This window comes from Modestobacter sp. VKM Ac-2977 (assembly GCF_026968045.1).
Classification (GTDB): Bacteria; Actinomycetota; Actinomycetes; order Mycobacteriales; family Geodermatophilaceae; genus Modestobacter.
In genome coordinates this window covers 234,949-256,809 of the sequence record NZ_JAPVBQ010000004.1, presented here as the reverse complement: position 1 = coordinate 256,809, position 21,861 = coordinate 234,949, and the positions used below count along the sequence as shown (strand labels likewise).

Below are 21,861 nucleotides of genomic sequence, written 5' to 3'. Positions count from 1 at the left end.
GCCGGGGCGCCGGTGCGTCAGCCGCCGACGTGCTGCGCCGGCGCTGCCTGCTTCTTCGGCGGCATGGTGCGGACCAGCCGCCGGTTGGCGAACTCGAACATGCCCAGCTCGGAGAGCTCACGGCCGTAACCCGACCGCTTCACCCCGCCGAAGGGCAGCTCCGCGGAGGAGCCCGAGGGCTGGTTGATCCAGACCATCCCGGACTCCAGCCGGTCGGCGACCGCCCGGGCGCGCTCGGTGTCGCCGCTGTAGACGGCTGCCGACAGGCCGAAGTCGCTGTCGTTGGCCAGCGCGACGGCCTCGTCGGCGTCCTTCACCCGGTAGACGACGGCCGCGGGGCCGAAGAGCTCCTCGTGGTAGGCCCGCATCTCCGGGGTGACGTCGGCCAGCAGGGTGGCCTCGACGAAGGCGCCGTCGTGCTCGGGGCGGTTGCCGCCGGCCAGCACGGTGGCCCCCTTGTCCACGGCGTCCTGGATCTGCGCGGCGAGGTCCTGCGCGGCCCGCTCGGTGGACAGCGGGCCCAGCGTCGTGGCCGGGTCGGCCGGGTCGCCGGGGGTGAAGCTGCCGAAGGCCTGCTGCAGGCCGGCGACGACGTCGTCGTAGACCTCGTCGAGCACGATGATCCGCTTCGCCGCGATGCAGGCCTGCCCGGTGTTGGCCATCCGGGCCATGGTCGCGGCCTTCACCGTGCGGCCCAGGTCGGGGGCGTCGAGCACGATGAACGGGTCGCTGCCGCCGAGTTCCAGCACCGACTTCTTGAGGTGCTTGCCGGCGAGCTGGGCCACGCTCGCCCCGGCCCGCTCGCTGCCGGTCAGCGTCACGCCCTGCACGCGCCGGTCGGCGATGACCTGCTCGACGTCGGCGATCCGCAGGAAGAGGTTGGTGTAGACGCCCTCCGGGGCCCCGGCGTCCCGGAACAGCTGCTCCAGGGCCAGCGCGCACTGCGGGTTGTTCTCCGCGTGCTTGAGCAGGATCGTGTTGCCCAGGGTCAGGTTCGGGCCGGCGACCCGCACCACCTGGTACAGCGGGTAGTTCCACGGCTCGATCGCCAGCAGGACGCCGATCGGCTCGTTGACGACCTCGGCCTCGCCGCCGCCCATCACGTCGATCGGCTTCGGCGCCAGGAACCGCGGGCCGTTGGTGGCGTAGTAGTCCAGGATGCTGGCGGCCAGCTGGACCTCACCGGCGGCCTCCTGGATCCGCTTGCCCATCTCCCGGGTGATCAGGGCGGCGAACTCGTCCTGCCGCTCGCGCATCAGCTCGGCGGCCCGGCCGACGACGGCGGCGCGCTCCTCCACCGACCGGCGGCGCCAGTCGCCGAAGGCGGTGTGGGCCTGCTCGACCACGCGGTCGATGGCGTCGGCCTCCAGGAACGGGAACTCCTTCTCCGTCTTCCCGGTGTAGGGGTTCACCGTCGCGTACGGGCGTGCGCCTGCGTCGCTGGCGGTCTTCGGCTGCTCTGTCGAGGGAGCCTGGGTGGTCGTCACGTGATGTGCCCTCCGTCGTGCTTCGTCGCGGTGCGTCGGGTCTGTGTCCCCGTCCTACCCCGCTCACCCCGGGTGACGCACGGCGGGTCGTCGGTGGGCGCACCTAGGCTCGGTGAGGTCGTCGTCCGGGAGGAGCCCCGCATGTGTGGTCGCTACGCCGCCAGTCGCAACCCTGCGGACCTGGCGCTGGAGTTCGAGGCCGTCCCGGTCGAGGGCCAGGCGCCGTTGCCGGCCGACCACAACGTCGCCCCCACCAAGGACGTGTACGTGGTGCGGCACAAGAAGGAGCGCGACGCCGAGGGCGCGCTCACCGGCGGCGGGCACCGTGAGCTCCGGGCCGTGCGCTGGGGCCTGGTGCCCTCGTGGGCCAAGGACGTCTCGGTCGGCAACCGGATGCTCAACGCCCGGGTCGAGTCGCTGGCCGAGAAGCCCGCGTTCCGCACCGCCGCGGCGAGCCGGCGCTGCCTGGTCCCGGCCGACGGCTGGTACGAGTGGTCGCCCCGCCACGACCGCCCCGGCAAGCAGCCGTTCTACGTGACCCCGGAGGACGGCTCCGGGCTCGTCTTCGCCGGGCTCTGGGAGGTGTGGGGCCGGGGTGAGGACCGGCTGTACACCTGCACCGTGGTCACCGCCCCCGCGGTCGGCGCGCTCACCGAGGTGCACCACCGGATGCCGCTGGTGCTGCCGCCGGACCGCTGGGCGGAGTGGCTGGACCCGGCCCGCGAGGACGTCACCGAGCTGGCCGGCCCGACGCCGCCGGAGTACGTCGAGCGGCTGGAGATCCGCCCGGTCGGCGCGGCCGTGGGCAACGTGGCCAACAACGGGCCGCAGCTGACCGCGCGGGTGGAGTCGGTCAGCGAGCCCGCCGACCAGCCCGCCCTGTTCTGACCGTCCCCCGATCCCCGAGGTGAGCCCGCTGGACCCCCACCCGACCACCGCGTCGACGACCCCGGACACGGCCGGGGAGCCCACCCGTCCTGGCTCCCGGGCGCTGCCCGACTGGATCGCCGCCGGCGTCACCTTCCTGTCCTCCGGGGCGGTGCTCGTGCTCGAGGTCGTCGGCCTGCGGCTGATCGCGCCGTACGTCGGGATCACCGTGCAGACCAGCACCGCGGTCATCGGGTTCGCGCTGGCCGCGATCGCCGTCGGTGCCTGGGCCGGGGGTGCTGCCGCCGACCGCACCGACCCGCGGCGGCTGATCGCGCCGCTGATGGTGGCCGGCGGTGCCCTGATCGTGGCGGTGCTGCCCCTGGTGCGGTTCGCCGGTGCGCTGTTCACCGGCGCCGCGGCCGGGAACGTGCTGCTGCTGGCCGCGCTGGCCGTCGTCGTCCCGGCCGCGCTGCTGTCCGCCGTCCCGCCGATGATCGTCGCGCTCCAGCTGGGCAGTCTGGCGCAGACCGGCTCGGTCGTCGGCCGGCTGTCGGGCATCGGCACCATCGGCGGCATCGTGGCGACGTTCTCCACCGGCTTCCTGCTGATCGCGGTGCTGCCCAGCAGCGTGATCCTGGTCGGCACCGGGCTGCTCGTCGTCCTGGTCGGGGTGGCCCTCGCGGTGCTGCTGCGGCGCCGCACCCCCGGGGTGACCGGCCGGTTGCCCGTCGGGCTGCTGGCTCTGGCCGTGGCCGCGCCGGTGCTGGCCGCGGTGGCACCGACGCCCTGCGAACGGGAGACCGCCTACCACTGCGCCCGGGTGGTGGTCGACCCCGAGCGCGACACCGGGCGGGTGCTGCTGCTGGACACCCTGCGGCACTCCTACGTCGACCTCGAGGACCCGACGTACCTGGAGTTCGAGTACGTCCAGGCCATCGCCTCGGTCACCGACGCGCTCGCCCCGGCGGGCGAACCGCTGTCGGCGCTGCACGTCGGTGGCGGGGGGCTGACCCTGCCCCGCTACCTGGCCGAGGTGCGGCCGGGCACGCTGAGCCGGGTGCTCGAGGTCGACCCCGGCGTCGTCGCGATCGACGAGCTGGAGCTGGGGCTGGAGACCTCCGACGAACTCCAGGTGCGGGTCGGTGACGGCCGGGTCGGGCTGGACGCGGAGGAAGCCGGGGAGCGGGACCTCGTCGTCGGTGACGCCTTCGGCGGGTTGTCGGTGCCGTGGCAGCTCACCACGGTGGAGGCGCTGCGCCTGGTCGACGAGGCGCTGGCCGAGGACGGCGTCTACGCGGTCAACCTGATCGACAACCCGCCGCTGTCGTTCGTGCGGGCTGAGCTGGCGACCATGCGGCAGGTGTTCGACCACGTGCTGCTGCTGGCCCGGGCGCCGGTGCTGGCCGGGGAGGACGGCGGGAACGTGGTCGCGGTCGCCTCGCAGCGTCCGCTGCCGTCGGCGGAGATCGCCGCCGCACTGGCCGAGCGTGGGCTCGCCTGGCAGGTGGCCGAGGGTCCCGAGCTCGACCGGTTCATCGGGGACGCCGGAGTCCTCACCGACGACTTCGCGCCGGTCGACCAGCTGCTCACCCCGTACGGCTGACCGGGCGGCCGTCAGGGTCGGGCGATGGCGGCCGTCCGGGCCCGGGTCAGCCGGACCAGGTCCGCCGGCGACAGCTCCACCTGGAGCCCGCGGCGTCCCGCGCTGACCAGCACCGTCGGGAAGGTCAGCGCGCTGTCGTCCACCACGGTCGGCAGCGCCTTCCGCTGACCCAGCGGGCTGATCCCACCCCGTACGTAGCCGCTGCTCCGCTCGGCGTCGGCCGGGTCGGCCATCGTGGCCTTCCGCCCGCCCGCGGCGGTGGCCAGCGCCTTGAGGTCCAGCTGGCCGCTGACCGGTACGACGGCGACGGTGAGCGCCCCGTCCACCCGGGCGACCAGGGTCTTGAACACCCGGGCCGGATCGGCGCCGAGGGCGGCCACCGCCACCTCGCCGTAGCCGTGTCCGTCCGCGCCGTCGGCCGGGTCGTACTCGTGCAGGGAGTAGTGGGCCCGCGCCTGGTCCAGGGTCCGCACCGCCGGTGTCGCCGCCACGGCGCAGCAGCCTAGGGCGACCCTGCCGGTCGGGGAGTGCTTTCCCCGACGAACGCCCCGGTGGGGAATCGAGCCCAGGCGCGTGCCGTTGCACCGACCGTGAGCAGCACAGTCCCGGGCGCACCGGCGCGCATCGCGCGCGGATCCGCGCCCGCCCGCCGTCCCCCCGGCCACCCCGGCCGTACCCGGCTAGGATCGAGCGACGTGGTCGCCCGTTCCCGGGCGCCGCAGAGAGGACGGTCGGTGCCCCAGGAGCCCGCGAGCGACAGCCCCGTCGTCGAGACGGCGAAGCCCGATGAGACGCCGGAGGCGCGTGCCGACGGCAGTCGCGCCGAGCTCGCCGAGACCCGGGCGCAGCGTGACGCCCGCTTCGAGCGGGACGCCCTGCCCTACCTGGACCAGCTCTACCCGGCGGCGCTGCGGATGACCCGCAACCCCGCCGACGCCGAGGACCTGGTGCAGGAGACGTTCGTCAAGGCGTACTCGGCCTTCCACCAGTTCGCCGAGGGCACCAACCTCAAGGCGTGGCTGTACCGGATCCTGACGAACACCTACATCAACAGCTACCGCAAGAAGCAGCGGCAGCCGCAGCAGTACCCCACCGAGCAGGTGCAGGACTGGCAGCTCTACGCCGCGGAGGAGCACACCTCCAGCGGCCTGCGCTCGGCGGAGATCGAGGCGCTGGACCACCTGCCCGACTCCGACATCAAGGAGGCGCTGCAGCAGCTGCCGGAGGACTTCCGGCTCGCGGTCTACTTGGCCGACGTCGAGGGGTTCGCCTACAAGGAGATCGCCGAGATCATGGGCACGCCCATCGGCACGGTGATGTCCCGCCTGCACCGCGGCCGGCGCGGTCTGCAGAAGCTGCTGGCCGACTACGCCCGGGAACGCGGTTTCGTCCGGGCCGGGGCTGCTGAGGAGGCGACCCGCCCATGAGCACCGACGCTCACGACGGCGCCCAGCACGACGTCCACGGCGAGGAGATCACCTCCTGCGACGACGTGCTCTCCCACGTCTTCGAGTTCCTCGACCACGAGACCGACGACGCCCGGCGCGCGGTCATCGCCGAGCACCTCGAGGACTGTTCGCCCTGTCTGCGCCAGTTCGGCATCGAGCAGGAGTTCAAGGCGCTGGTGCGCCGCCGCTGTGGCGGTGACCCCACGCCGATGGGCCTGCGCGACCGGATCAAGGTGCAGCTGACGACCGTCTCGTTCGAGGAGGACGGCACCCAGGTGCGCGTCGAGAAGGCCAGCATCGAGACGACGACCTTCGAGACGACGAGCGTCCAGACCGGCCAGCTGCCGGGGGAGCGCCCCACCGCCTAGGGCGGCGCGGCGCTCCCCCCGCCGTCAGGCGTTGGGGCGCTTGCCGTGGTTGGCGCCGCTCTTCTTGCGGGCGCGCCGCTTGCGTCCACGCTTGGACATCGCTGCCCCTCCTCTCTGTGCTCCACCCGGGCGGGACGCCCGGCTGCTGATCGGTCCCGGTGCAGGATGCAGAGCACCCCGGCACCGGCCAAGCTGACCCTGCAAGGCTCTCACGGGTGGGCCCGGCACCGTGCGCTGGTGCGCGGTCGGGACCAGCGGTGGCACGGGCCACCGGCAGGAGGCCGGCACAGCCGGTGAGCGCAGGACGCCGGCCCAGCCGGGAAGAGGAGGACGACGTGGTCCAGGCAGTCGACAGCGTGCTCGTGGCCGGCCGGGGGCCGATGGCCTGCGCGGTGATCCGGGCGTGCGGTCGGCTGGGCGTGAAGGCCGTGGCCGTGTACTCGGAGGCAGAACGCGACGCCCGGCACGTGCGGATGGCCGACGAGTCCGTGCTGTTGGGCCCCGCACCGGCCACGGAGTCCTATCTGGACGTGCGCCGCCTGGTCGAGGCCGCTCGCCGTACCCGGGTCGACGCGGTGCTCCCCGTCCCCCCGGCCCTGGCCGGGAACGCGCGGCTGGCCGCCGCGGTGGCCGACGCCGGGCTGGGCTGGATCGGGCCGGAGGCCGGGGTGCTCGAGCGCCTCGGCGGTGACGGCGTCGAGCCGGCCAGCGAGCGTGGGTTCCTGGCCTGGGTCAGCGCCGAGGGGCTGCACCACGTCACCCCGGTGCTGCGCGACCGCGCCGGCGGCACCCCACGGGTCTCCTGGACGCCCCCCGACGGGCTGGGATCACTGCCCGCGGCCGCCCGCCGGCTCCCCGAGCTGGGCTGGCGCGGGCTGGTCACGGTGGGCATCGACCCCGGCGGTGAGCTGGCCGAGGTGGCGGCGGGCTTCTCCCTGGACATCGCCGTGCTCGAGCGGGCACACGGGCTGGACGCCGTCGCGCTCGCGCTGGGCAGTGCGTCCGGTGCGCCGGCGGGCAGTCTCCCGGACGCCGCCGAGGGGCCGCCGTACGCCGGGCTCGCCGTCCAGCTGCGTTCGACCCTGCCGCCGGGCACTGCGGGTCGGGTCACCGGCCGGCTGCCCGACGTCGTCGCCGCTGACCGGCGTCCGACCGGGGACGCCGAACTGGTCGCGGTGAGCGGCTACGACGCGGGCGACCGGCTCGATGGCTGGTACGACGCCCTGCTGGCCACGGTGAGCGCTGCGGGCCCGGATGCGGCGAGCGCCGCGCGGGCGGCGATGGAGCTCCTCGTCGGTCTCCCGGAGACCGGCGTCCCGCACGACGGTGCGGCCGTCTGCGGCGTGCTGCAGCGCATCGCCGGTGCGCTCGTCCCCGACTGCACCTGACCGCTGCTCGGCACGGTGCGGTGCCGGCCTCCACGCGTGCTTTCATGAGCACACCGTCGGCTCAGGCGGGTCGGGGCAGGTCAGGGAAGAGGGGGCGCCGGTGGCGGTCGAGGAGATCCACGCCGAGATGGTCTCCAGCGTGTGGAAGGTGCTCGTGGCCCCCGGTGCGGAGGTCGCCGCCGGTGACACGCTGGTCATCCTCGAGTCGATGAAGATGGAGATCCCGGTGCTCAGTGAGCGCGCCGGCACGATCGGCGAGCTGCACGTGGTCGAGGGCGAGGTGCTCCAGGAGGGCGACCTGATCGCCACCGTCGTCCCGGCGTAGCGACCCCGTCGGAGGAGGACGGGGCGCGTCAGGCCAGGTCGAGGGAGTAGACCCGGAGGTCGACGCCGGGCACCGGCGTCCAGTCCCGCTCCGGCAGCCGGGTGAAACCGAACTGGGCGTAGAGCCGGTGCGCTGCGGCCATCCGCTCGCCCGTGGACAGCACCATCCGTCGTCTGCCGGCGGCCCGGGCCCGGTCCAGGCAGGCGCGCACGAGCGCCGCCCCGATGCCCTGGCCGCGAGCCCCGGGGTCGACCGCGAGCATCCGGAACGCCGCCTCGTCCGGGGACTCGACGACCTCACCGAAGTCCCCGGACAGCACCAGCGCCACGCTGCCGACGATGCGCCCGTCGTGGTCGCGGGCCACGAGCAGCTCCGCGCGGTCCGCACGCCCCGCCACGTCGGCCAGCTGGGGCAGGTACTCGGCCGGTGCGAGCTCCTCGGCTGCGTAGGCAGCCACGGTGAGCTCGGCGATGCGGGCGTGGTCCGCGGGCCCGGCCGGGCCGACGACGGGTGCGGGGAAGGCCACCGGAGCAGGGTAGACAAAGGACCCTGTCCCACTCCTCCCTCGCAGGCTGGGGTGAGCCTCCGGACAGGGCCGTAGGCTCCGGCTCACGATGAGCAGCCTGTCCGAACGTCTCACCCGCGGCTCGGCGAGCCCGTCCCAGGTCGACCACGCGCGCCGGCTGGTGGCCGACTGGCAGCTGCTGGCCGACCTCTCCTTCGCCGACCTCACGCTGTGGGTGCCGCTGCAGACCGGGGCCTGGTGGTGCGTGGCCCAGGTGCGCCCGCTGACGGCGCCCACGAGCCAGCCGGAGGACCTGGTGGGCAGTGAGGCCACCGGGGCGGACGCCGAGCCGCTGCTGCGGGCGCAGCGGGAAGGGCGGCCGATCACCGAGGGCGATCCCGACTGGTCGGGTGCGAGCCCCCGCCGGCGGGAGGTGATCCCCGTCCGGCACGACGGTGCGGTGGTCGCGGTGCTGGCCAAGGACACCAACCTGGCGGCGACCCGGTCGCCGTCGACCCTGGAGCTCACCTACCTCGACATCGCCGCGGACCTCTCGTTGATGGTGGCGGCCGGCACCTTCCCGCCGCGGATGCTGGACGACGCGGAGATGAGCCCGCGGGTGGGTGACGGGCTGGTCCGGCTGGACGGCACCGGACACGCGGTCTACGCCAGCCCGAACGCCCTGTCGGCCTACCGGCGGATGGGGGTGACCGGGGACGTCGTGGGATCCGACCTGGGCGAGGTGACCCGGCAGGTCTCGGCGGACCGGGTGGCCGGTGAGGCCGTGGCCGCGAGCATCGCCGCAGCGGTCGCCGGCCGGTTCCCCGAGCCGATGGACGTGGAGAACGACGCGGCCACCATGCTGGTGCGCGCCCTGCCGCTGCAGGCCCCCGGCGGTGAGGAGGGTGCGCTGGTGCTGGTCCGCGACGTCACCGACGTGCGCCGCCGGGACCGCGCGCTGATGACCAAGGACGCCACCATCCGGGAGATCCACCACCGGGTGAAGAACAACCTGCAGACCGTGGCCGCGCTGCTGCGGCTGCAGGCCCGGCGGATGACCGAGCCGGCGGCCCGCGCGGCCCTGGAGGAGTCGGTGCGCCGGGTGGCCTCGATCGCGGTGGTCCACGAGACGCTGGCCGGCAGTCGGGACGACGTCGTCGAGGTCGACGACGTCCTCGACCAGGTGCTGCCGATGCTCGGCGACGTGACGTCGGTGGGGCCGGCCGCCCGGATCACCCGCGACGGCGCGATCGGGGAGCTGCCCGCGGCGTGCGCGACGCCGTTGGTGATGGCGGTGACCGAGCTGCTGCACAACGCGGCCGAGCACGCGTTCGACGACGGTGAGCCGGGGACGATCGTGCTCGCTGCCGAGCGGACGGGCGACGACCTGGTGGTCCGGGTCCGCGACGACGGGCGCGGTCTGCCGCCGGGCTTCGACCCGGCGGCCAGCACCGGGCTCGGGTTGCAGATCGTGCGGACGCTGGTGACCAGCGAGCTGCACGGGACGCTGGAGATGGGACCGCCGGCGGACGGCGGCTCGGGGACCGAGGCGGTGCTCAGCCTCCCGGGCGCCGGCCGGGCCCGCCGGTGAACGCAGCAAGAGCCGCCCCGGAGGGGCGGCTCTTGCTGTTGGCCCCCTTCCAGGGGCCCGCCACGAGCGGAGCGAGTGGTGGGGAGGAAGGGGGTCCTTCTTCAGGCGGTGCGGACCCGGGTGCGCGCGGTGCGGCGCTTCAGGGCACGGCGCTCGTCCTCGGACAGCCCGCCCCAGACCCCGGAGTCCTGGCCCGAGCTCAGGGCCCAGTCCAGACAGGACTCGACGACCGGGCAACGGCCGCACACAGCCTTGGCCTGCTCGATCTGGACGACTGCCGGGCCCGTCGTCCCGATCGGGAAGAAGAGCTCCGGGTCTTCGTCCCGGCAGAGCGCGCGGTGGCGCCAGTCCATGGCGGTGTACTCCTCGATCTCGTCAGGGTGTCCGGTCGTCGGTCCGGAGACCGCCCCCGCAGGTCCGTGCGCTGATGTCAGCACGAAGAACGACGACCGCCCGCTGTGTTACCAGCAGGTTGCTTGCTTGTGATGCTTTCACGAGTCGACGCACTGTCAAGCAGTTCGCCGGGCGTCGGCGGGGCTCGTGAGCAACCTCACCACGCCAGGCGGGGCCTCGCCACTCCGTCCTACCCCACCCGACGCGTCCCTGCATCACCCAGCGGGGGCCACGACCGAGCGCTCGGTCACACGACGACGCGCAGCGCGTCCGGGACGGACCGCACGCGGAGCCCGGTGGTGGTGCCCAGGTGGTCACCGTCGAGCTGCCACCCCTGCGGGCGGGTCGACGTCAGGGTCAGTTCTCCCAGGTCGTGCCAGCGGTGCACCCCGCGGCCCCGGGCGTCCGGCCGGGCGGCCATGGTCTGGCGCACGTGGTGCAGCATCCGCACCACGCCGACGCGGCCCATCGCGAAGAGGTCCAGACCGGTGTCGAAGGACGCCTCGGGGCTCGGGTCGATGGGCCGGGCCCCCAGGTAGGTCCACGGGCTGACGTTGGAGACCAGGGCGAGGAACAGTCCGTCGACGGGGGCCGCGCCGGGCAGCTGGAGGGTCATCGGTGGACGACGGCGGTCGCGGCCCAGCAGGAATGCGTTGACCCCGGCCCCGATGTAGAGGCTGCCGGTGGACCGCCGCCCCCGGGCGCGCTGGGCCTCGACCCGGGAGATGACGTCGGCGTCGAAGCCCATGCCCGCGGCGAAGACGAACCAGCGGGGGGTGGTCCAGCCCTCCGTCGTCCCCTCTTCGCCGGTGCGGGCTTCCGCGGTGCCGAGGGACACCAGTCGGGTGCGGCCGGCGCGCAGCGAGTCGAGGATCTCCCCGGTCGCCTCCACCGGGTCGCGGGAGCGGCCGAGCGCGCGGGCGAAGACGTTGGTCGAGCCGCCCGGCACGACGGCCAGCATCGGCCCGTCGGGCGCCGGCCCGGCGGCGAGCAGACCGTTGGCTGCCTCGTTGACCGTGCCGTCGCCCCCGAGGGTCACGACCAGGTCGACCCCGTCCGCGGCGGCCCGGGCGGCGAGCTCCCGTGCATGACCGCGGTGGGCGGTCTCGGCCAGCTCGACGTCCAGTTGGCTGGACAGCGCCCGGACCAGCACGTCGCGGACCTTGCGGGTGGTGGTCGTGGCCGCCGGGTTCGCCACCAGCAGCGCACGCATGCCGCCCAACATATCCAGCGGCTCCGGGCCGGCCGTGCGGCACGTCCGGCGCGGCGGCTCGCGCGGTGCCCGCGGGTAACCTCGACGGCGTGTCAGGTCAGGACGGACAGACCCCGGGCCGCCGTCGGCCGAGGGCGGAGGGCCTGCTCGGTGGTGCGGCGCAACCGACCGCACCGCGCCCGCAGCGCGAGCGCCGGGAGGCACCGACCGCCGTCCGGCGGGCAGCCCTGGTGGTGGCCGTGGAGGCGCTCGCGCTGACGGTCCTCGCGCTCGTGCTGCTGGTGCTGACGCTGACCGGCTCGCCGGACAGCGTGGGCCGCGCGCTGGCCGAGGTGGTCTACGTCGGGCTGGGGGCGGGGCTGCTCGCTGCCGCCGCGGTCGGGCTGTGGCGGGTGTCCGGCTGGGCCCGCGGCCCGGTCATCGTGCTGCAGATCCTGCTGGGCCTGCTCGGCTACAACGCGGCCTTCGAGGCGCAGGTGCCGCTGCTGGGTCTGCCGGTGCTGGCCCTCGTCGCGACCGAGCTGTACCTGCTGGCCACCCCCGAGGCGCGGCTGGCCTTCTTCGAACGCTGAGGGAGGAACTCGCTTGCCCGGCGATGGGCTCGGACTAGATGAGCTCGATGACCTCGGCGATCGAGGGCAGCACCCGGCTGGGCCGGAAGGGGAAACGGCTGACGTCCTCGGCGCGGGTCGAGCCGGTGAGCACCAGGATCGTGTCCAGCCCCGCCTCGATGCCGGCGACGACGTCGGTGTCCATCCGGTCACCGATCATCGTGGTGGACTCCGAGTGCGCCTCGATGCGGTTCATCGCGCTGCGGAACATCATCGGGTTGGGCTTGCCGACGAAGTAGGGCTCCGCCCCGGTGGCCTTGGTGATCATCGCCGCCACCGAGCCGGTCGCGGGCAGCGGGCCCTCGGGGGAGGGGCCGGTGACGTCGGGGTTGGTGGCGATGAACCGGGCGCCGGCGCCGACCAGCCGGACCGCCTGGGTGATCGCCTCGAAGGAGTAGGTGCGGGTCTCCCCGAGGACGACGTAGTCCGGGTCGGTGTCGGTCATCGTGTACCCCGCCTCGTGCAGCGCGGTGGTCAGGCCCGCCTCACCGATGACGTAGGCCGATCCGCCCGGCAGCTGGGAGGCCAGGAAGTCCGCCGTGGCCAGGGCCGAGGTCCAGATCGCCTCCTCCGGCACCTCCAGGCCGCTGCGGGAGAGCCGGGCGGAGAGGTCGCGGGGGGTGAAGATCGAGTTGTTGGTCAGCACCAGGAACCGGCGGTTGCGCTCGACCAGCCGGGCCAGGAAGTCGGCCGCGCCGGGCAGCGCCTTCCCCTCGTGCACCAGCACGCCGTCCATGTCGGTCAGCCAGCACTCGGACTCGCCGCGTTCGGTGGTCACGCCGTTCTCCTGTCTGTCGGGTGGGTCAGCGACGGTCGGCCGCGAACCGGGTCAGGGCGTCGTCGGTGAGCCGGAAGACCGTCCACCCGTCCATCGGCACTGCACCGGCGGCTCTGTAGAAGTCGATGGACGGGGTGTTCCAGTCCAGGACGGACCACTCCAGCCGGGCGAAGCCGCGCGCCACGCACTCGTCGGCCAGCGTCCGGAGCAGTTCACGGCCGAGCCCCGTGCCGCGGTGCGCGGGGGAGACGTAGAGGTCCTCGAGGTACAGCCCGTGGGTGCCACGCCAGGTGGAGAAGTTGAGGAACCACAGGGCGAAGCCGGCGATCTCGGCGTCGTCCTCCGCACCGGTCAGGGCCACGTGCCCGAACAGCGCCGGGGACTCCCCGAACAGCGCGGCGTGCAGCTGGTCGGCGGTCATCCGGGCCTCGTGCTCGGACTCCTCGTAGGCGGCGAGCTCACGGACCAGCCGCAGCACCGTCGGGACGTCGTCCGGCCGGACCCGGCGCACGCTCAGGACAGCACCTCCTTCACCCGTGCCGGGACCAGCCGGCCCAGCGGGGACAGCACCGGCATCACCAGCGGGGAGAGGAGGTAGCTGTAGGCGACCACGAGGCAGGTCACGGTCGGGACGGTGAGCAGGCCGACGACGACCAGGACGACGGCGACGACCAGTCCGTAGGGCTTGCCGCTCTTCGGGCTCACCAGGGACCGGAACGAGCGGTAGCGGACGTTGCTGATCATCAGCAGCCCGGGGACGACGACCACCAGCAGCACCCACAGCCGGTCGCGGCCCTGCATCACGTCGGCGAAGGCGTACACGCTGGCCAGCACCACCCCGGCCGCGCCGGGGCTGGGCAGGCCGGTGAAGAAGCGCTTGTCCGCCGTCGGGTCGATCGTGGTGTTGAAGCGGGCCAGCCGGATGGCCGCGCAGGCCACCCACAGGAAGCAGACCACCCAGCCCAGGGCGTCGAGTTCGTCCCGGCCGTCGGAGAAGAGGGCGAAGGCCAGCAGGGCCGGGGCCAGGCCGAAGGAGACCAGGTCGGCCAGCGAGTCGAACTGCAGGCCGAACGGTGAGACGGCGCCGACCAGCCGGGCGACTGCGCCGTCGGCGATGTCGAACACGACCGAGAGCGCGATCAGCAGACAGGCAAGCCGGTACTCGCCGCGGAACGCGACCAGGATGGCGCCGAAGCCGCACATCATGTTGGCGAGGGTGAACAGGCTGGGCAGCCACGAGCGAGCCCGCCGGCGCCCGCCGCGCACCGAACCACGGACGAACTCGACGGTGGTGGTGCGCCTTCCTGGCATCCGCCGGCTCCTCAGCTGGGCTGGGACCAGCGGGCGATGACGGTCTCCCCGCCCCGCACCCGCTGCCCCTTGGTGACGGTGACGGTGCACTCGGGCGGCACGAAGACGTCCATCCGGGACCCGAACTTCATCAACCCGATCCGATCGCCGGTGGCCACTTCCTGCCCGGGCACCACACGGGTGACGATCCGCCGGGCGAGCACGCCGACGATCTGCCGGAAGACGACCGTGCGGTCGCCGTCGCGCACCCACAGCTCGCTGCGCTCGTTGCGGTGCGCGCTCTCCGCACGGTAGGCGGCCAGGAAGCTGCCCGGCGTGTACGTGGACTTCGTGATCTGGCCGCCGTAGGGCGCGCGGTTCACGTGCACGTCGACGACGGACAGGAAGACGCTGACCTGCTGCCAGTCGCCCTCGGGGGCCACGCCCCGCTGCGGGTCACCGGCGACCATGACGACGCCGTCGGCCGGGGAGAGCACGTCCTCGGGCGACGGCGGGACCGAGTCGCACCGCCGGTCGGGGTCGCGGAAGAAGACGGCCATGTACGCCGACAGGGCGAGGAGGGGCCACGCCAGAGCGCGGGCCCAGCGGAGACCGCTGCCCCGCCCCAGGACGGTGGAGACCGCCGCAGAGGCCAGGGGAACGGCGAGGAAGGGCCAGCCGGCCCGGTCGATGCGCATCGCAGACCGAGGTTACCGGGACCGGGCCCGAACGCCTGCCGTCGGCCGCGCCGCGGGGGGCACGGCGCCGGCGGGTTCAGTCGGAGGCGAGCAGCTCGCTGGCCCCGGACCGGCTGTCTCGTTCCCTCGGCGGGCCTCCGTACCAGTCGAGGCAGACGACGGAGGCGTCGTCCCGGAGCACGCCACCGGTGGCGCGCAGGACCGCCTGGCCGAGCTCGTGCACGACCTCCCGCGGGTGCAGTGCCGACGTGGCGGCCAGTGCGGCCGCCACGTCGAGGGAGGCCGCGTTGCGCTCCTGCATCCCGTCGGTCACGAAGACGACCCGGTCGCCGGGCTCCAGGGGGAAGCGCTGCAGGCGGTACTCGGTGCCGGCCTGGACGCCGAACGGCAGGTCGATGGCCAGCTCGATCTCCTCGACGCGGCCGTCCCGGAGCCGGAGCGGGAAGGGGTGCCCGGCGTTCACGATCTGGGCCTCCTGGCTGTGCAGGTCGACCCGCATGACCTGACCGGTGACGAACTCGCCGGGCGCCGAGTGCGCGGTCACGGCGTCGTTGGCGTTGCCGGTCTGGTCGCCGAGGCCCAGCCCGCGGCGCCGCTCGTTGCGCAGGCTGCCGACCAGCAGCGTGGCCAGCAGGGCGGCGCCGACCTCGTGGCCGACCGCGTCGCTCACCGAGACGTGGAGGGAGTCCCGGTCCAGCGTGTAGTCGAAGGTGTCCCCGCCCACGGTGGCGGCCGGCTCCAGCCACCCGGCCAGGGTGAACTGCCCGGCCTCGCAGGTGAAGGCGTTGGGCAGCAGCCGGCGCTGGATCTCCGCGGCGAGGGAGAAGGGCGTCGTGCGCTGTCCCCACTCGAAGAGGTCGGTGTGCCGCCGGTTGGCGATGATCACGTAGGCGAGCGCGTGGCCGGCCGCGGAGATGTCGGCGAGCTCCTGCTCGTCCGGCGGATCGGGCAGCACCAGTTCCAGCACGCCGATGGCGTCGCCCCGGTCGGTGACCGGGACGATGACGCAGGCCCCGTGGTCGCCGGTCTGCACGACCGCCTGCTGGGTGCGCAGGACCTGGTCGTGCACCGTGCCCGCCAGTCGGAGCGTCTCGGCGTGCTCGAGGCCGCGGACGCGGGAGCCCTCCGGTGCGTGGGTCGCCGTCCCGAGCCGGACCAGGGCGTGCCCGCTGAAGTCGGCGATCAGGAAGGACACCTCGGTGGCGCCGGACAGGGTGGCGAGCTCGGCGGTGACGGCGGTGACCGCGTCGATCGGCGGGGCCGCCTCCACCCGTTCGAGCAGCGAGCGCAGGTCGAAACGGGGGCTCACGAGGGTGTTGGTCTCCTGGGTCGGGGGAGCTGCCACCCAGGACCGGCGGCAGGTACGACACTGCCGGGCCACCCCGGAGGGCGACCCGGCAGTCCGGCCCCGTCCTGGGCTCACCCCGGAGCGTGCGAGGAGTGAGGAGGACGGGGTCCTTGATCAGGCAGCGGCCTTGGTCTCCCAGAAGATCTTGTCGATCTCGGCGATGTAGTCGAGCAGCTTCTGGCCCTCGGCCGGGTCCATGCTGCCCTTGCCGCCGGCGGCACCGGCCTGCTTGGTCGCCTTGTTGAACAGCTCGTGCAGCTGCGGGTACTTCTCGAAGTGCGGGGGCTTGAAGTAGTCGGTCCACAGCACCCACAGGTGGTGCTTGACCAGCTCGGCCCGCTGCTCCTTGATGAGGATGGCCCGGGTACGGAAGACCGGGTCCTCGTTGCCCTGGTACTTCTCCTGGATGCCCTTGACGCTCTCGGCCTCGATACGGGCCTGGGCCGGGTCGTAGACGCCGCAGGGGAGGTCGCAGTGCGCGGTGGCCTCCACGGCGGAGAACATGCGGAACAGACGCATGGGTGTGCCTCCGGGTTCGCGGGGATGGGTCTTCTGCGACCCTACCCGCGGTGATCAGCGAGAACACGTCGAGCAGCGGCAGTCCGGGGAGCCTCCCCGGGCTGCCGACCCGTTGGGTGCTGGCCCGGGTCGCCGGGCCGTCGATGGCCCCGACCGTGCGGCACGGGGACCGGCTGCTGGTCCGCCGGCTGCCTCCCGGAGCGCCCGTACGGCCCGGCACCGTCGTGCTCGCCCGCTTCCCGGCCCGGCCGGAGCTGCTGGTGGTCAAACGGGTGCGCCGGCGGGTGCCCGGCGGGCACTGGGTGGAGGGGGACAACCCCCTGGTCACCGACGACTCCCGGGCGTTCGGCACGGCGGTCGTCGTCGGGCGGGTGGTGGCCCGGCTGTGGCCCCGGCCGGGGCGGCTGCCCGTGGTGCCGCCCGGCTGACCGCCCGGCTCAGCCGAGCCGCTGCAGCAGTGGGTCGACGAGCTCGTGGGCTGGGGTGTTGAGGTAGAGCAGGACGACGGTCGCCACCAGGAACAGTGGGACGAGGACCGCCTTCTCCACGATCGCGCCGGTGCGCAGGTGCACCGGCGCCAGTCGGCTGCGCCGGGCCAGCCAGAAGACCGGGACCGGCACCCCCTCCTTGGTCAGCCAGTCGCCGGCGATGTGGGTCAGCGTGCCGAGGACGACGGCCAGGGGGAGCCACTCGGGGGCCGGGCTGTGCGCGAGCAGCAGCCATGCACCGCCCCAGGAGAGGACGAGGTTGCCGATCACGGTGTTCTCCGCGCGGCCGGGGATGACGAAGTGCAGGGCACGCAGGGCCAGCCCGATCGCCAGCGCCAGCAGGAGCAGGCTGGACCAGCGGTGCCAGGTCGCCGCAGTGGCCAGCAACCCGAAGGCCAGCGAGCCGAGGACGGCGTCGTGGGTGCCCCAGCGGTGCCCCCGCGCGATCGTGTTGACGAGCCCGGAGGGGACGTCGGTGAGCGGCCCCCACATCCCGGAGATCGTCGAACCGCGCTGGTCCAGGTCCGGGAGCATGGCGAACCCGCCGACCGCGGACACCCAGGCGACCTGGGCGACCGTGCCGTGCACGGGCACCCAGGGGAGCGTCGCGGCACCGGCGGCCAGACCGGAGAGGGCGTGTGAGTGACCGAGCACCTACTCAGCGTCTCCCCGCGCCGCCGTCATCCCGCGGAGGCGCGCGGTGGCCCGTCAGTCCTCGTCGACGTCGTCCGTGCCCCCGCGGGCCAGCCAGGTGGCCAGCCGCTCGACCGGCACCTCGAAGTCGGGGTTCTGGTCGACGAAGGCCTGGAGCTGGTCGGCCAGCCAGGAGAGCGAGACCTCTTCCTCGCCCCGCCGGCCGGCCAGCTCCTCGATGCCGCGATCGGTGAAGTACATCGTCGTGTCCCGCCGCGCCGGACTCAGTCGGCGAAGGCCCGGGCGACCAGCTGCCGCTGTTCGACCTCGTGCACCTTGGCCGAGCCCACGGCCGGGCTCGCCGAGGCCTTCCGGGACACCCCGCGCAGCGTGCGCCCGGACGGCAGGTGCTCGGGCAGGTTCACGGCCATGAACTGGGCGGCGCCCATGTTCGCCGGCTCCTCCTGCACCCACACGACGTCGGTCGCGTTCGGGTAGGCCTCCAGCGCTTCGGCGATCTCCTCGGCCGGCAGCGGGTAGAGCTGCTCGACCCGCAGGATCGCGGTGTCGGCGGTCCCCTCGTTCTCCCGCTGGGCGAACAGCTCGTAGCTGATCTTCCCGCTGCACAGCAGGACGCGGCGCACCGCGGAGCCGTCCAGGGGCTGCCCGCCCACACCCGGGTCGGGCAGCACCGGACGGAAGTGCTGCTCGGTGAAGTCGCTCACCGAGCTGACCGCGACCTTCGCCCGCAGCAACGACTTGGGCGTGAACACCACCAGCGGGCGGTGCACCTCCGACAGTGCCTGACGGCGCAGCAGGTGGAAGTAGTTCGCCGGCGTCGAGCAGTTGGCGACCGTCATGTTGTTCTCGGCCGACAGCTGCAGGAAGCGCTCGATCCGGCCGCTGGAGTGGTCGGGCCCCTGGCCCTCCAGCCCGTGCGGCAGCAGCAGGACGACGCCCGAGCGCTGCCCCCACTTGGCCTCGCCGGAGCTGATGAACTCGTCGATGACCATCTGTGCGCCGTCGACGAAGTCGCCGAACTGGGCCTCCCAGAGCACGAGGGCCTTGGGGTTGGCCACCGAGTAGCCGTACTCGAAGCCGAGCGCGGCGTACTCCGACAGCAGCGAGTCGTAGACGAAGAACTTCGCCTGGTCCTCGGTGAGGTTCAGCAGCGGCGTGTGCTCCTCGGCGGTCTCCCGGTCGATGAGCACCGAGTGCCGCTGGACGAACGTGCCGCGGCGGGAGTCCTGACCGGCCAGCCGGACCGGCACGCCCTGCATGAGCAGTGACCCGAAGGCGAGCAGCTCGCCCATCGCCCAGTCGATGCCGCCCTCGCTGGCCATCGCCGCCCGGCGCTCCAGCATCCGCTGCAGCTTGGGGTGCACGGTGAAGTCGGTCGGCAGCGCGACGTGCGCATCGCCGATCGCCTTGAGCACCTCGGGGGTGATCGCCGTGTCGACCGTGGCCTCCTGCGGCGAGCGCGGGTCCATGACCGGCTCGGGCGCGGAGGAGTCACGGGCGTCGTGGGTCTCGGCGAAGGCCCGCTCGAGCTGCCCGCGGTAGTCCTTCAGGGCCTCTTCGGCGTCGGCCAGCGTGATGTCACCGCGGCCGACGAGCGCCTCGGTGTACAGCTTCCGGACCGAGCGCTTGCGGTCGATGATGTCGTACATCAGCGGCTGGGTCATCGACGGGTCGTCGCCCTCGTTGTGCCCCCGGCGGCGGTAGCAGACGAGGTCGACGACGACGTCCTTCTTGAACTCCTGCCGGTAGTCGACCGCCAGCTTTGCCACCCGGACGCAGGCCTCCGGGTCGTCCCCGTTCACGTGGAAGACCGGGGCGCCGATCATCCGCGCCACGTCGGTGGAGTAGAGGGTCGAACGGGACTGGGCCGGGCTGGTGGTGAAGCCGACCTGGTTGTTGATGACGACGTGCACGGTGCCACCGGTGCGGTAGCCGCGCAGCTGGGAGAGGTTCAAGGTCTCCTGGACGACGCCCTGACCGGCGAACGCCGCGTCGCCGTGCAGCAGCAGCGGCAGCACGGTGAAGCCGCCCTCGCCCTTGTCGATCATGTCCTGCTTGGCCCGCACGATGCCCTCGAGCACCGGGTTGACCGTCTCCAGGTGGCTGGGGTTGCTGGCCAGCGACACCGCGACCGAACGGCCCTCGTGCTCGAAGCTCCCCTCGGCCCCGAGGTGGTACTTCACGTCGCCGGAGCCCTGCACCGTGCCCGGGTCGATGTTGCCCTCGAACTCGCCGAAGATCTTGGCGTAGCTCTTGCCGAGCACGTTGGCCAGCACGTTCAGCCGGCCGCGGTGGGCCATGCCGATCGCCACCTCCTCGATGCCGTGCTCGGAGGAGCTGACCAGCACCTCGTCCAGCAGCGGGATGACCGACTCGGCGCCCTCGAGGCTGAACCGCTTCTGGCCGACGTACTTGGTCTGCAGGAAGGTCTCGAAGGCCTCGGCGGCGTTGAGCCGCCCCAGCACGCGCTTCTGCTTGTCCCGGCCGGGCTGGTCGTGCTTGACCTCGATGCGCTCCTGGAGCCAGCGGCGCTCCTCGGGGTCGGTGATGTGCATGTACTCCACGCCGACGGTGCGGCAGTAGGAGTTGCGCAGCACGCCGAGGATGTCGCGCAGCAGCATCGTGCGCTCGCCGGCGAAGCCACCGACCGGGAAGGACCGGTCGAGGTCCCACAGGGTCAGCCCGTGCTGGACGATGTCCAGGTCGGGGTGGGTGCGGACCTTGAACTCCAGCGGGTCGGTGTCGGCCATGAGGTGGCCGTTGCGCCGGTAGGCCTCGATGACCTCGATGACCCGGGCTTCCTTGTCGATCTGGCCCTCGTGGCTGACCCGCTTGTCGGGCACCCAGCGGACCGGCTCGTAGGGGATGCGCAGCGAGCGGAAGACGTCGTCGTAGAAGCCGTCCTGGCCCAGCAGCAGCTGGTGCATCCGGCGCAGGAAGTCGCCGGACTCCGCGCCCTGGATGACCCGGTGGTCGTAGGTCGAGGTCAGCGTGATGATCTTCGAGACGGCCATCTCGGCGAGCGCCTCGGGGCTCATCCCCTGGAACTCGGCCGGGTAGTCCATCGCGCCGACGCCGACGATCGTGCCCTGGTTGGTGGTCAGCCGCGGCACCGAGTGGTTGGTGCCGATGGTTCCCGGGTTGGTGAGGCTGATCGTCGTGCCGGAGAAGTCCTCCATCGTCAGCTTGCCGGCCCGGGCCCGCCGGATGATGTCCTCGTAGGCGCCCCAGAAGGCGGCGAAGTCCATCTCCTCGGCGCCCTTGATGGAGGCCACCACCAGCGACCGGGTGCCGTCGGGCTTGGGGAGGTCGATGGCCAGGCCGAAGTTGACGTGCTCGGGCTGGACGTGCACCGGCTTGCCGTCGATCTCGGCGAAGGCGCTGTTCATGTTCGGGAACTCGTCCAGCGCCCGGACCAGTGCGTAGCCGATCAGGTGGGTGAAGGAGATCTTCCCGCCCCGGGCGCGGGCCAGGTGGTTGTTGATGACGATGCGGTTGTCGACCATGAGCTTGGCCGGCACCGCCCGCACACTCGTGGCCGTCGGCACGGTCAGCGAGGCGTTCATGTTCTTCACGACGCTCGCGGCGGCACCGCGCAACGGGGTGCGCTTCGGGCCTCCGCCGTCCTCGTCGGCGGTGGCGCGACCGGCCCCCGGCTTGACGACCGGCTTGGCCGGCGCCGCGGGCTTCTGCTGCGAGGCGCGCTCGGCGGCCCGGGCCACCACGGTGCCCTCGGACCGGGCGTCGCTCTCGGCGGCGCGGGAGGCCGGCGCGGCAGCGGCCTTGTCGGAGGAGCCCTTGTCGGAGGTGGCGTCGTTCGAGGAGGCCTTGTCGGACCCGCTCTTCTCGACGGAGCTCGTGCTGACGGGTGTCGGCTTGGGCGCGGCGGGACCCGACTGGGTCATCTGCGGTGCGACCTCTCGGCTGGGCGCGGGGGAGGCGTAGGTGGTGGCCGGCGGCGTGGACTCGGCCTGGGCCGACGGGGGCTCGGCCGGAGCAGCGGGCTCGGCCGGCTCGGAGGTGCGGTCCTGGCCGTCGGTGACCGGACTGCCGGGCCGGTAGTCGGCGAAGAAGTCGTGCCAGGCCTGGTCCACACTCCGTGGATCGGCGAGGTACTGCTGGTACATCTCCTCGACCAGCCACTCGTTGGTGCCGAAGCCCGCCACCGGGTTGGCGGAGTGGGCGGGGGACGGCTGGGATGAGCTCACGCTTGACACGGGGTCGAGTGCCTTCTTCGTCGGTGGACGTCGTTGGACCGGGTGCCGAGTTTACGCCCCCGGTCCG

The 21,861-nt window shown here is 73.2% G+C and carries 24 protein-coding genes; 9 read left to right on the top strand and 15 right to left on the bottom strand.

The genetic code is table 11. The annotated features are described in order from the left end of the window. Positions 1–17: 17 nt before the first annotated feature. A complete protein-coding gene (locus O2V63_RS17825) occupies positions 18–1,487 on the bottom strand; it encodes an NAD-dependent succinate-semialdehyde dehydrogenase (RefSeq protein ID WP_269168864.1) in 1,470 nt (489 codons plus the stop codon). Between the two features lie 141 nt (positions 1,488–1,628). Between O2V63_RS17825 and O2V63_RS17820 the strand changes: the two genes are divergently transcribed. Together O2V63_RS17820 and O2V63_RS17815 are read left to right on the top strand one after the other, a co-directional pair. Then, positions 1,629–2,375: an SOS response-associated peptidase gene (locus O2V63_RS17820; RefSeq protein WP_269168863.1), complete on the top strand. Its 747-nt coding sequence runs from the start codon at positions 1,629–1,631 to the stop codon at positions 2,373–2,375. A gap of 19 nt (positions 2,376–2,394) precedes the next feature. Then, positions 2,395–3,960, top strand: a complete 1,566-nt coding sequence (locus tag O2V63_RS17815) for a fused MFS/spermidine synthase (protein ID WP_269168862.1) — start codon at positions 2,395–2,397, stop codon at positions 3,958–3,960. Positions 3,961–3,971: 11 nt separating this feature from the next. Here the strand turns inward: O2V63_RS17815 and ybaK are convergent, their stop codons facing one another. Then, positions 3,972–4,451, bottom strand: a complete 480-nt coding sequence (ybaK, locus tag O2V63_RS17810; protein WP_269168861.1) for a Cys-tRNA(Pro) deacylase — start codon at positions 4,449–4,451, stop codon at positions 3,972–3,974. Positions 4,452–4,694: 243 nt separating this feature from the next. Here ybaK and O2V63_RS17805 point away from each other — a divergent pair, with 243 nt between their 5' ends. Next, positions 4,695–5,387, top strand: a complete 693-nt coding sequence (locus O2V63_RS17805) for a sigma-70 family RNA polymerase sigma factor (protein WP_269168860.1) — start codon at positions 4,695–4,697, stop codon at positions 5,385–5,387. Continuing rightward, on the top strand, positions 5,384–5,776 hold the full coding sequence (gene rsrA / locus O2V63_RS17800) for a mycothiol system anti-sigma-R factor (protein WP_269168859.1): 393 nt from the start codon (positions 5,384–5,386) through the stop codon (positions 5,774–5,776). The genes O2V63_RS17805 and rsrA overlap by 4 nt, the downstream gene beginning before the upstream one ends. Before the next feature lie 24 nt (positions 5,777–5,800). On the opposite strand, the gene O2V63_RS20885 is transcribed toward rsrA, so the two are convergent. Further along, complete coding sequence (locus tag O2V63_RS20885) at positions 5,801–5,875, bottom strand: 50S ribosomal protein bL37 (RefSeq protein WP_014742531.1); 75 nt, start codon at positions 5,873–5,875, stop codon at positions 5,801–5,803. 194 nt (positions 5,876–6,069) lie between these two features. Here O2V63_RS20885 and O2V63_RS17795 point away from each other — a divergent pair, with 194 nt between their 5' ends. Both O2V63_RS17795 and O2V63_RS17790 read left to right on the top strand, forming a co-directional pair. Continuing rightward, positions 6,070–7,164, top strand: coding sequence for a biotin carboxylase N-terminal domain-containing protein (locus O2V63_RS17795; protein WP_269168858.1), 1,095 nt, complete (start codon positions 6,070–6,072; stop codon positions 7,162–7,164). 100 nt (positions 7,165–7,264) lie between these two features. Continuing rightward, positions 7,265–7,489, top strand: coding sequence for a biotin/lipoyl-binding carrier protein (locus O2V63_RS17790; RefSeq protein WP_081975602.1), 225 nt, complete (start codon positions 7,265–7,267; stop codon positions 7,487–7,489). 28 nt (positions 7,490–7,517) lie between these two features. On the opposite strand, the gene O2V63_RS17785 is transcribed toward O2V63_RS17790, so the two are convergent. Next, the gene (locus tag O2V63_RS17785) at positions 7,518–8,015 is read right to left on the bottom strand and encodes a GNAT family N-acetyltransferase (RefSeq protein WP_269168857.1); all 498 of its coding nucleotides are present in this window, start codon (positions 8,013–8,015) and stop codon (positions 7,518–7,520) included. An 88-nt stretch (positions 8,016–8,103) separates the two neighbouring features. Between O2V63_RS17785 and O2V63_RS17780 the strand changes: the two genes are divergently transcribed. Beyond that, on the top strand, positions 8,104–9,585 hold the full coding sequence (locus tag O2V63_RS17780; RefSeq protein WP_269168856.1) for a sensor histidine kinase: 1,482 nt from the start codon (positions 8,104–8,106) through the stop codon (positions 9,583–9,585). Between the two features lie 101 nt (positions 9,586–9,686). Here the strand turns inward: O2V63_RS17780 and O2V63_RS17775 are convergent, their stop codons facing one another. Beyond that, positions 9,687–9,938, bottom strand: a complete 252-nt coding sequence (locus tag O2V63_RS17775; RefSeq protein WP_036340246.1) for a WhiB family transcriptional regulator — start codon at positions 9,936–9,938, stop codon at positions 9,687–9,689. Between the two features lie 287 nt (positions 9,939–10,225). Beyond that, complete coding sequence (locus O2V63_RS17770; RefSeq protein WP_269168855.1) at positions 10,226–11,191, bottom strand: diacylglycerol/lipid kinase family protein; 966 nt, start codon at positions 11,189–11,191, stop codon at positions 10,226–10,228. A gap of 89 nt (positions 11,192–11,280) precedes the next feature. Here O2V63_RS17770 and O2V63_RS17765 point away from each other — a divergent pair, with 89 nt between their 5' ends. Further along, entirely contained in the window at positions 11,281–11,763 is a 483-nt protein-coding gene (locus tag O2V63_RS17765; protein WP_269168854.1) for a hypothetical protein, read from the top strand. A gap of 34 nt (positions 11,764–11,797) precedes the next feature. On the opposite strand, the gene O2V63_RS17760 is transcribed toward O2V63_RS17765, so the two are convergent. The 6 genes from O2V63_RS17760 to sodN form a co-directional block, all read right to left on the bottom strand. Beyond that, the gene (locus O2V63_RS17760; protein ID WP_269164658.1) at positions 11,798–12,580 is read right to left on the bottom strand and encodes an HAD-IIA family hydrolase; all 783 of its coding nucleotides are present in this window, start codon (positions 12,578–12,580) and stop codon (positions 11,798–11,800) included. Positions 12,581–12,605: 25 nt separating this feature from the next. Next, positions 12,606–13,091 (bottom strand): GNAT family N-acetyltransferase, encoded by a 486-nt coding sequence (locus O2V63_RS17755; RefSeq protein ID WP_269168853.1) that lies wholly within the window; start codon positions 13,089–13,091, stop codon positions 12,606–12,608. A 2-nt stretch (positions 13,092–13,093) separates the two neighbouring features. Continuing rightward, positions 13,094–13,891, bottom strand: coding sequence for a CDP-diacylglycerol--serine O-phosphatidyltransferase (gene pssA, locus O2V63_RS17750; RefSeq protein WP_269168852.1), 798 nt, complete (start codon positions 13,889–13,891; stop codon positions 13,094–13,096). Positions 13,892–13,902: 11 nt separating this feature from the next. Continuing rightward, positions 13,903–14,568, bottom strand: coding sequence for a phosphatidylserine decarboxylase (locus O2V63_RS17745; RefSeq protein ID WP_269168851.1), 666 nt, complete (start codon positions 14,566–14,568; stop codon positions 13,903–13,905). Positions 14,569–14,644: 76 nt separating this feature from the next. Beyond that, the gene (locus O2V63_RS17740) at positions 14,645–15,913 is read right to left on the bottom strand and encodes a PP2C family protein-serine/threonine phosphatase (protein WP_269168850.1); all 1,269 of its coding nucleotides are present in this window, start codon (positions 15,911–15,913) and stop codon (positions 14,645–14,647) included. 117 nt (positions 15,914–16,030) lie between these two features. After that, positions 16,031–16,435: a superoxide dismutase, Ni gene (sodN, locus tag O2V63_RS17735; protein ID WP_269164662.1), complete on the bottom strand. Its 405-nt coding sequence runs from the start codon at positions 16,433–16,435 to the stop codon at positions 16,031–16,033. Between the two features lie 50 nt (positions 16,436–16,485). Here sodN and O2V63_RS17730 point away from each other — a divergent pair, with 50 nt between their 5' ends. Further along, positions 16,486–16,863 (top strand): S24 family peptidase, encoded by a 378-nt coding sequence (locus O2V63_RS17730; RefSeq protein WP_269168849.1) that lies wholly within the window; start codon positions 16,486–16,488, stop codon positions 16,861–16,863. 9 nt (positions 16,864–16,872) lie between these two features. On the opposite strand, the gene O2V63_RS17725 is transcribed toward O2V63_RS17730, so the two are convergent. The 3 genes from O2V63_RS17725 to O2V63_RS17715 are packed head-to-tail and all read right to left on the bottom strand — an operon-like array spanning position 16,873 to position 21,794. Beyond that, the gene (locus O2V63_RS17725; RefSeq protein ID WP_269168848.1) at positions 16,873–17,577 is read right to left on the bottom strand and encodes a metal-dependent hydrolase; all 705 of its coding nucleotides are present in this window, start codon (positions 17,575–17,577) and stop codon (positions 16,873–16,875) included. Positions 17,578–17,631: 54 nt separating this feature from the next. Continuing rightward, positions 17,632–17,817: a DUF6104 family protein gene (locus tag O2V63_RS17720; RefSeq protein ID WP_269168847.1), complete on the bottom strand. Its 186-nt coding sequence runs from the start codon at positions 17,815–17,817 to the stop codon at positions 17,632–17,634. A 23-nt stretch (positions 17,818–17,840) separates the two neighbouring features. Beyond that, on the bottom strand, positions 17,841–21,794 hold the full coding sequence (locus O2V63_RS17715; protein WP_442929041.1) for a multifunctional oxoglutarate decarboxylase/oxoglutarate dehydrogenase thiamine pyrophosphate-binding subunit/dihydrolipoyllysine-residue succinyltransferase subunit: 3,954 nt from the start codon (positions 21,792–21,794) through the stop codon (positions 17,841–17,843). Positions 21,795–21,861 lie beyond the last annotated feature (67 nt).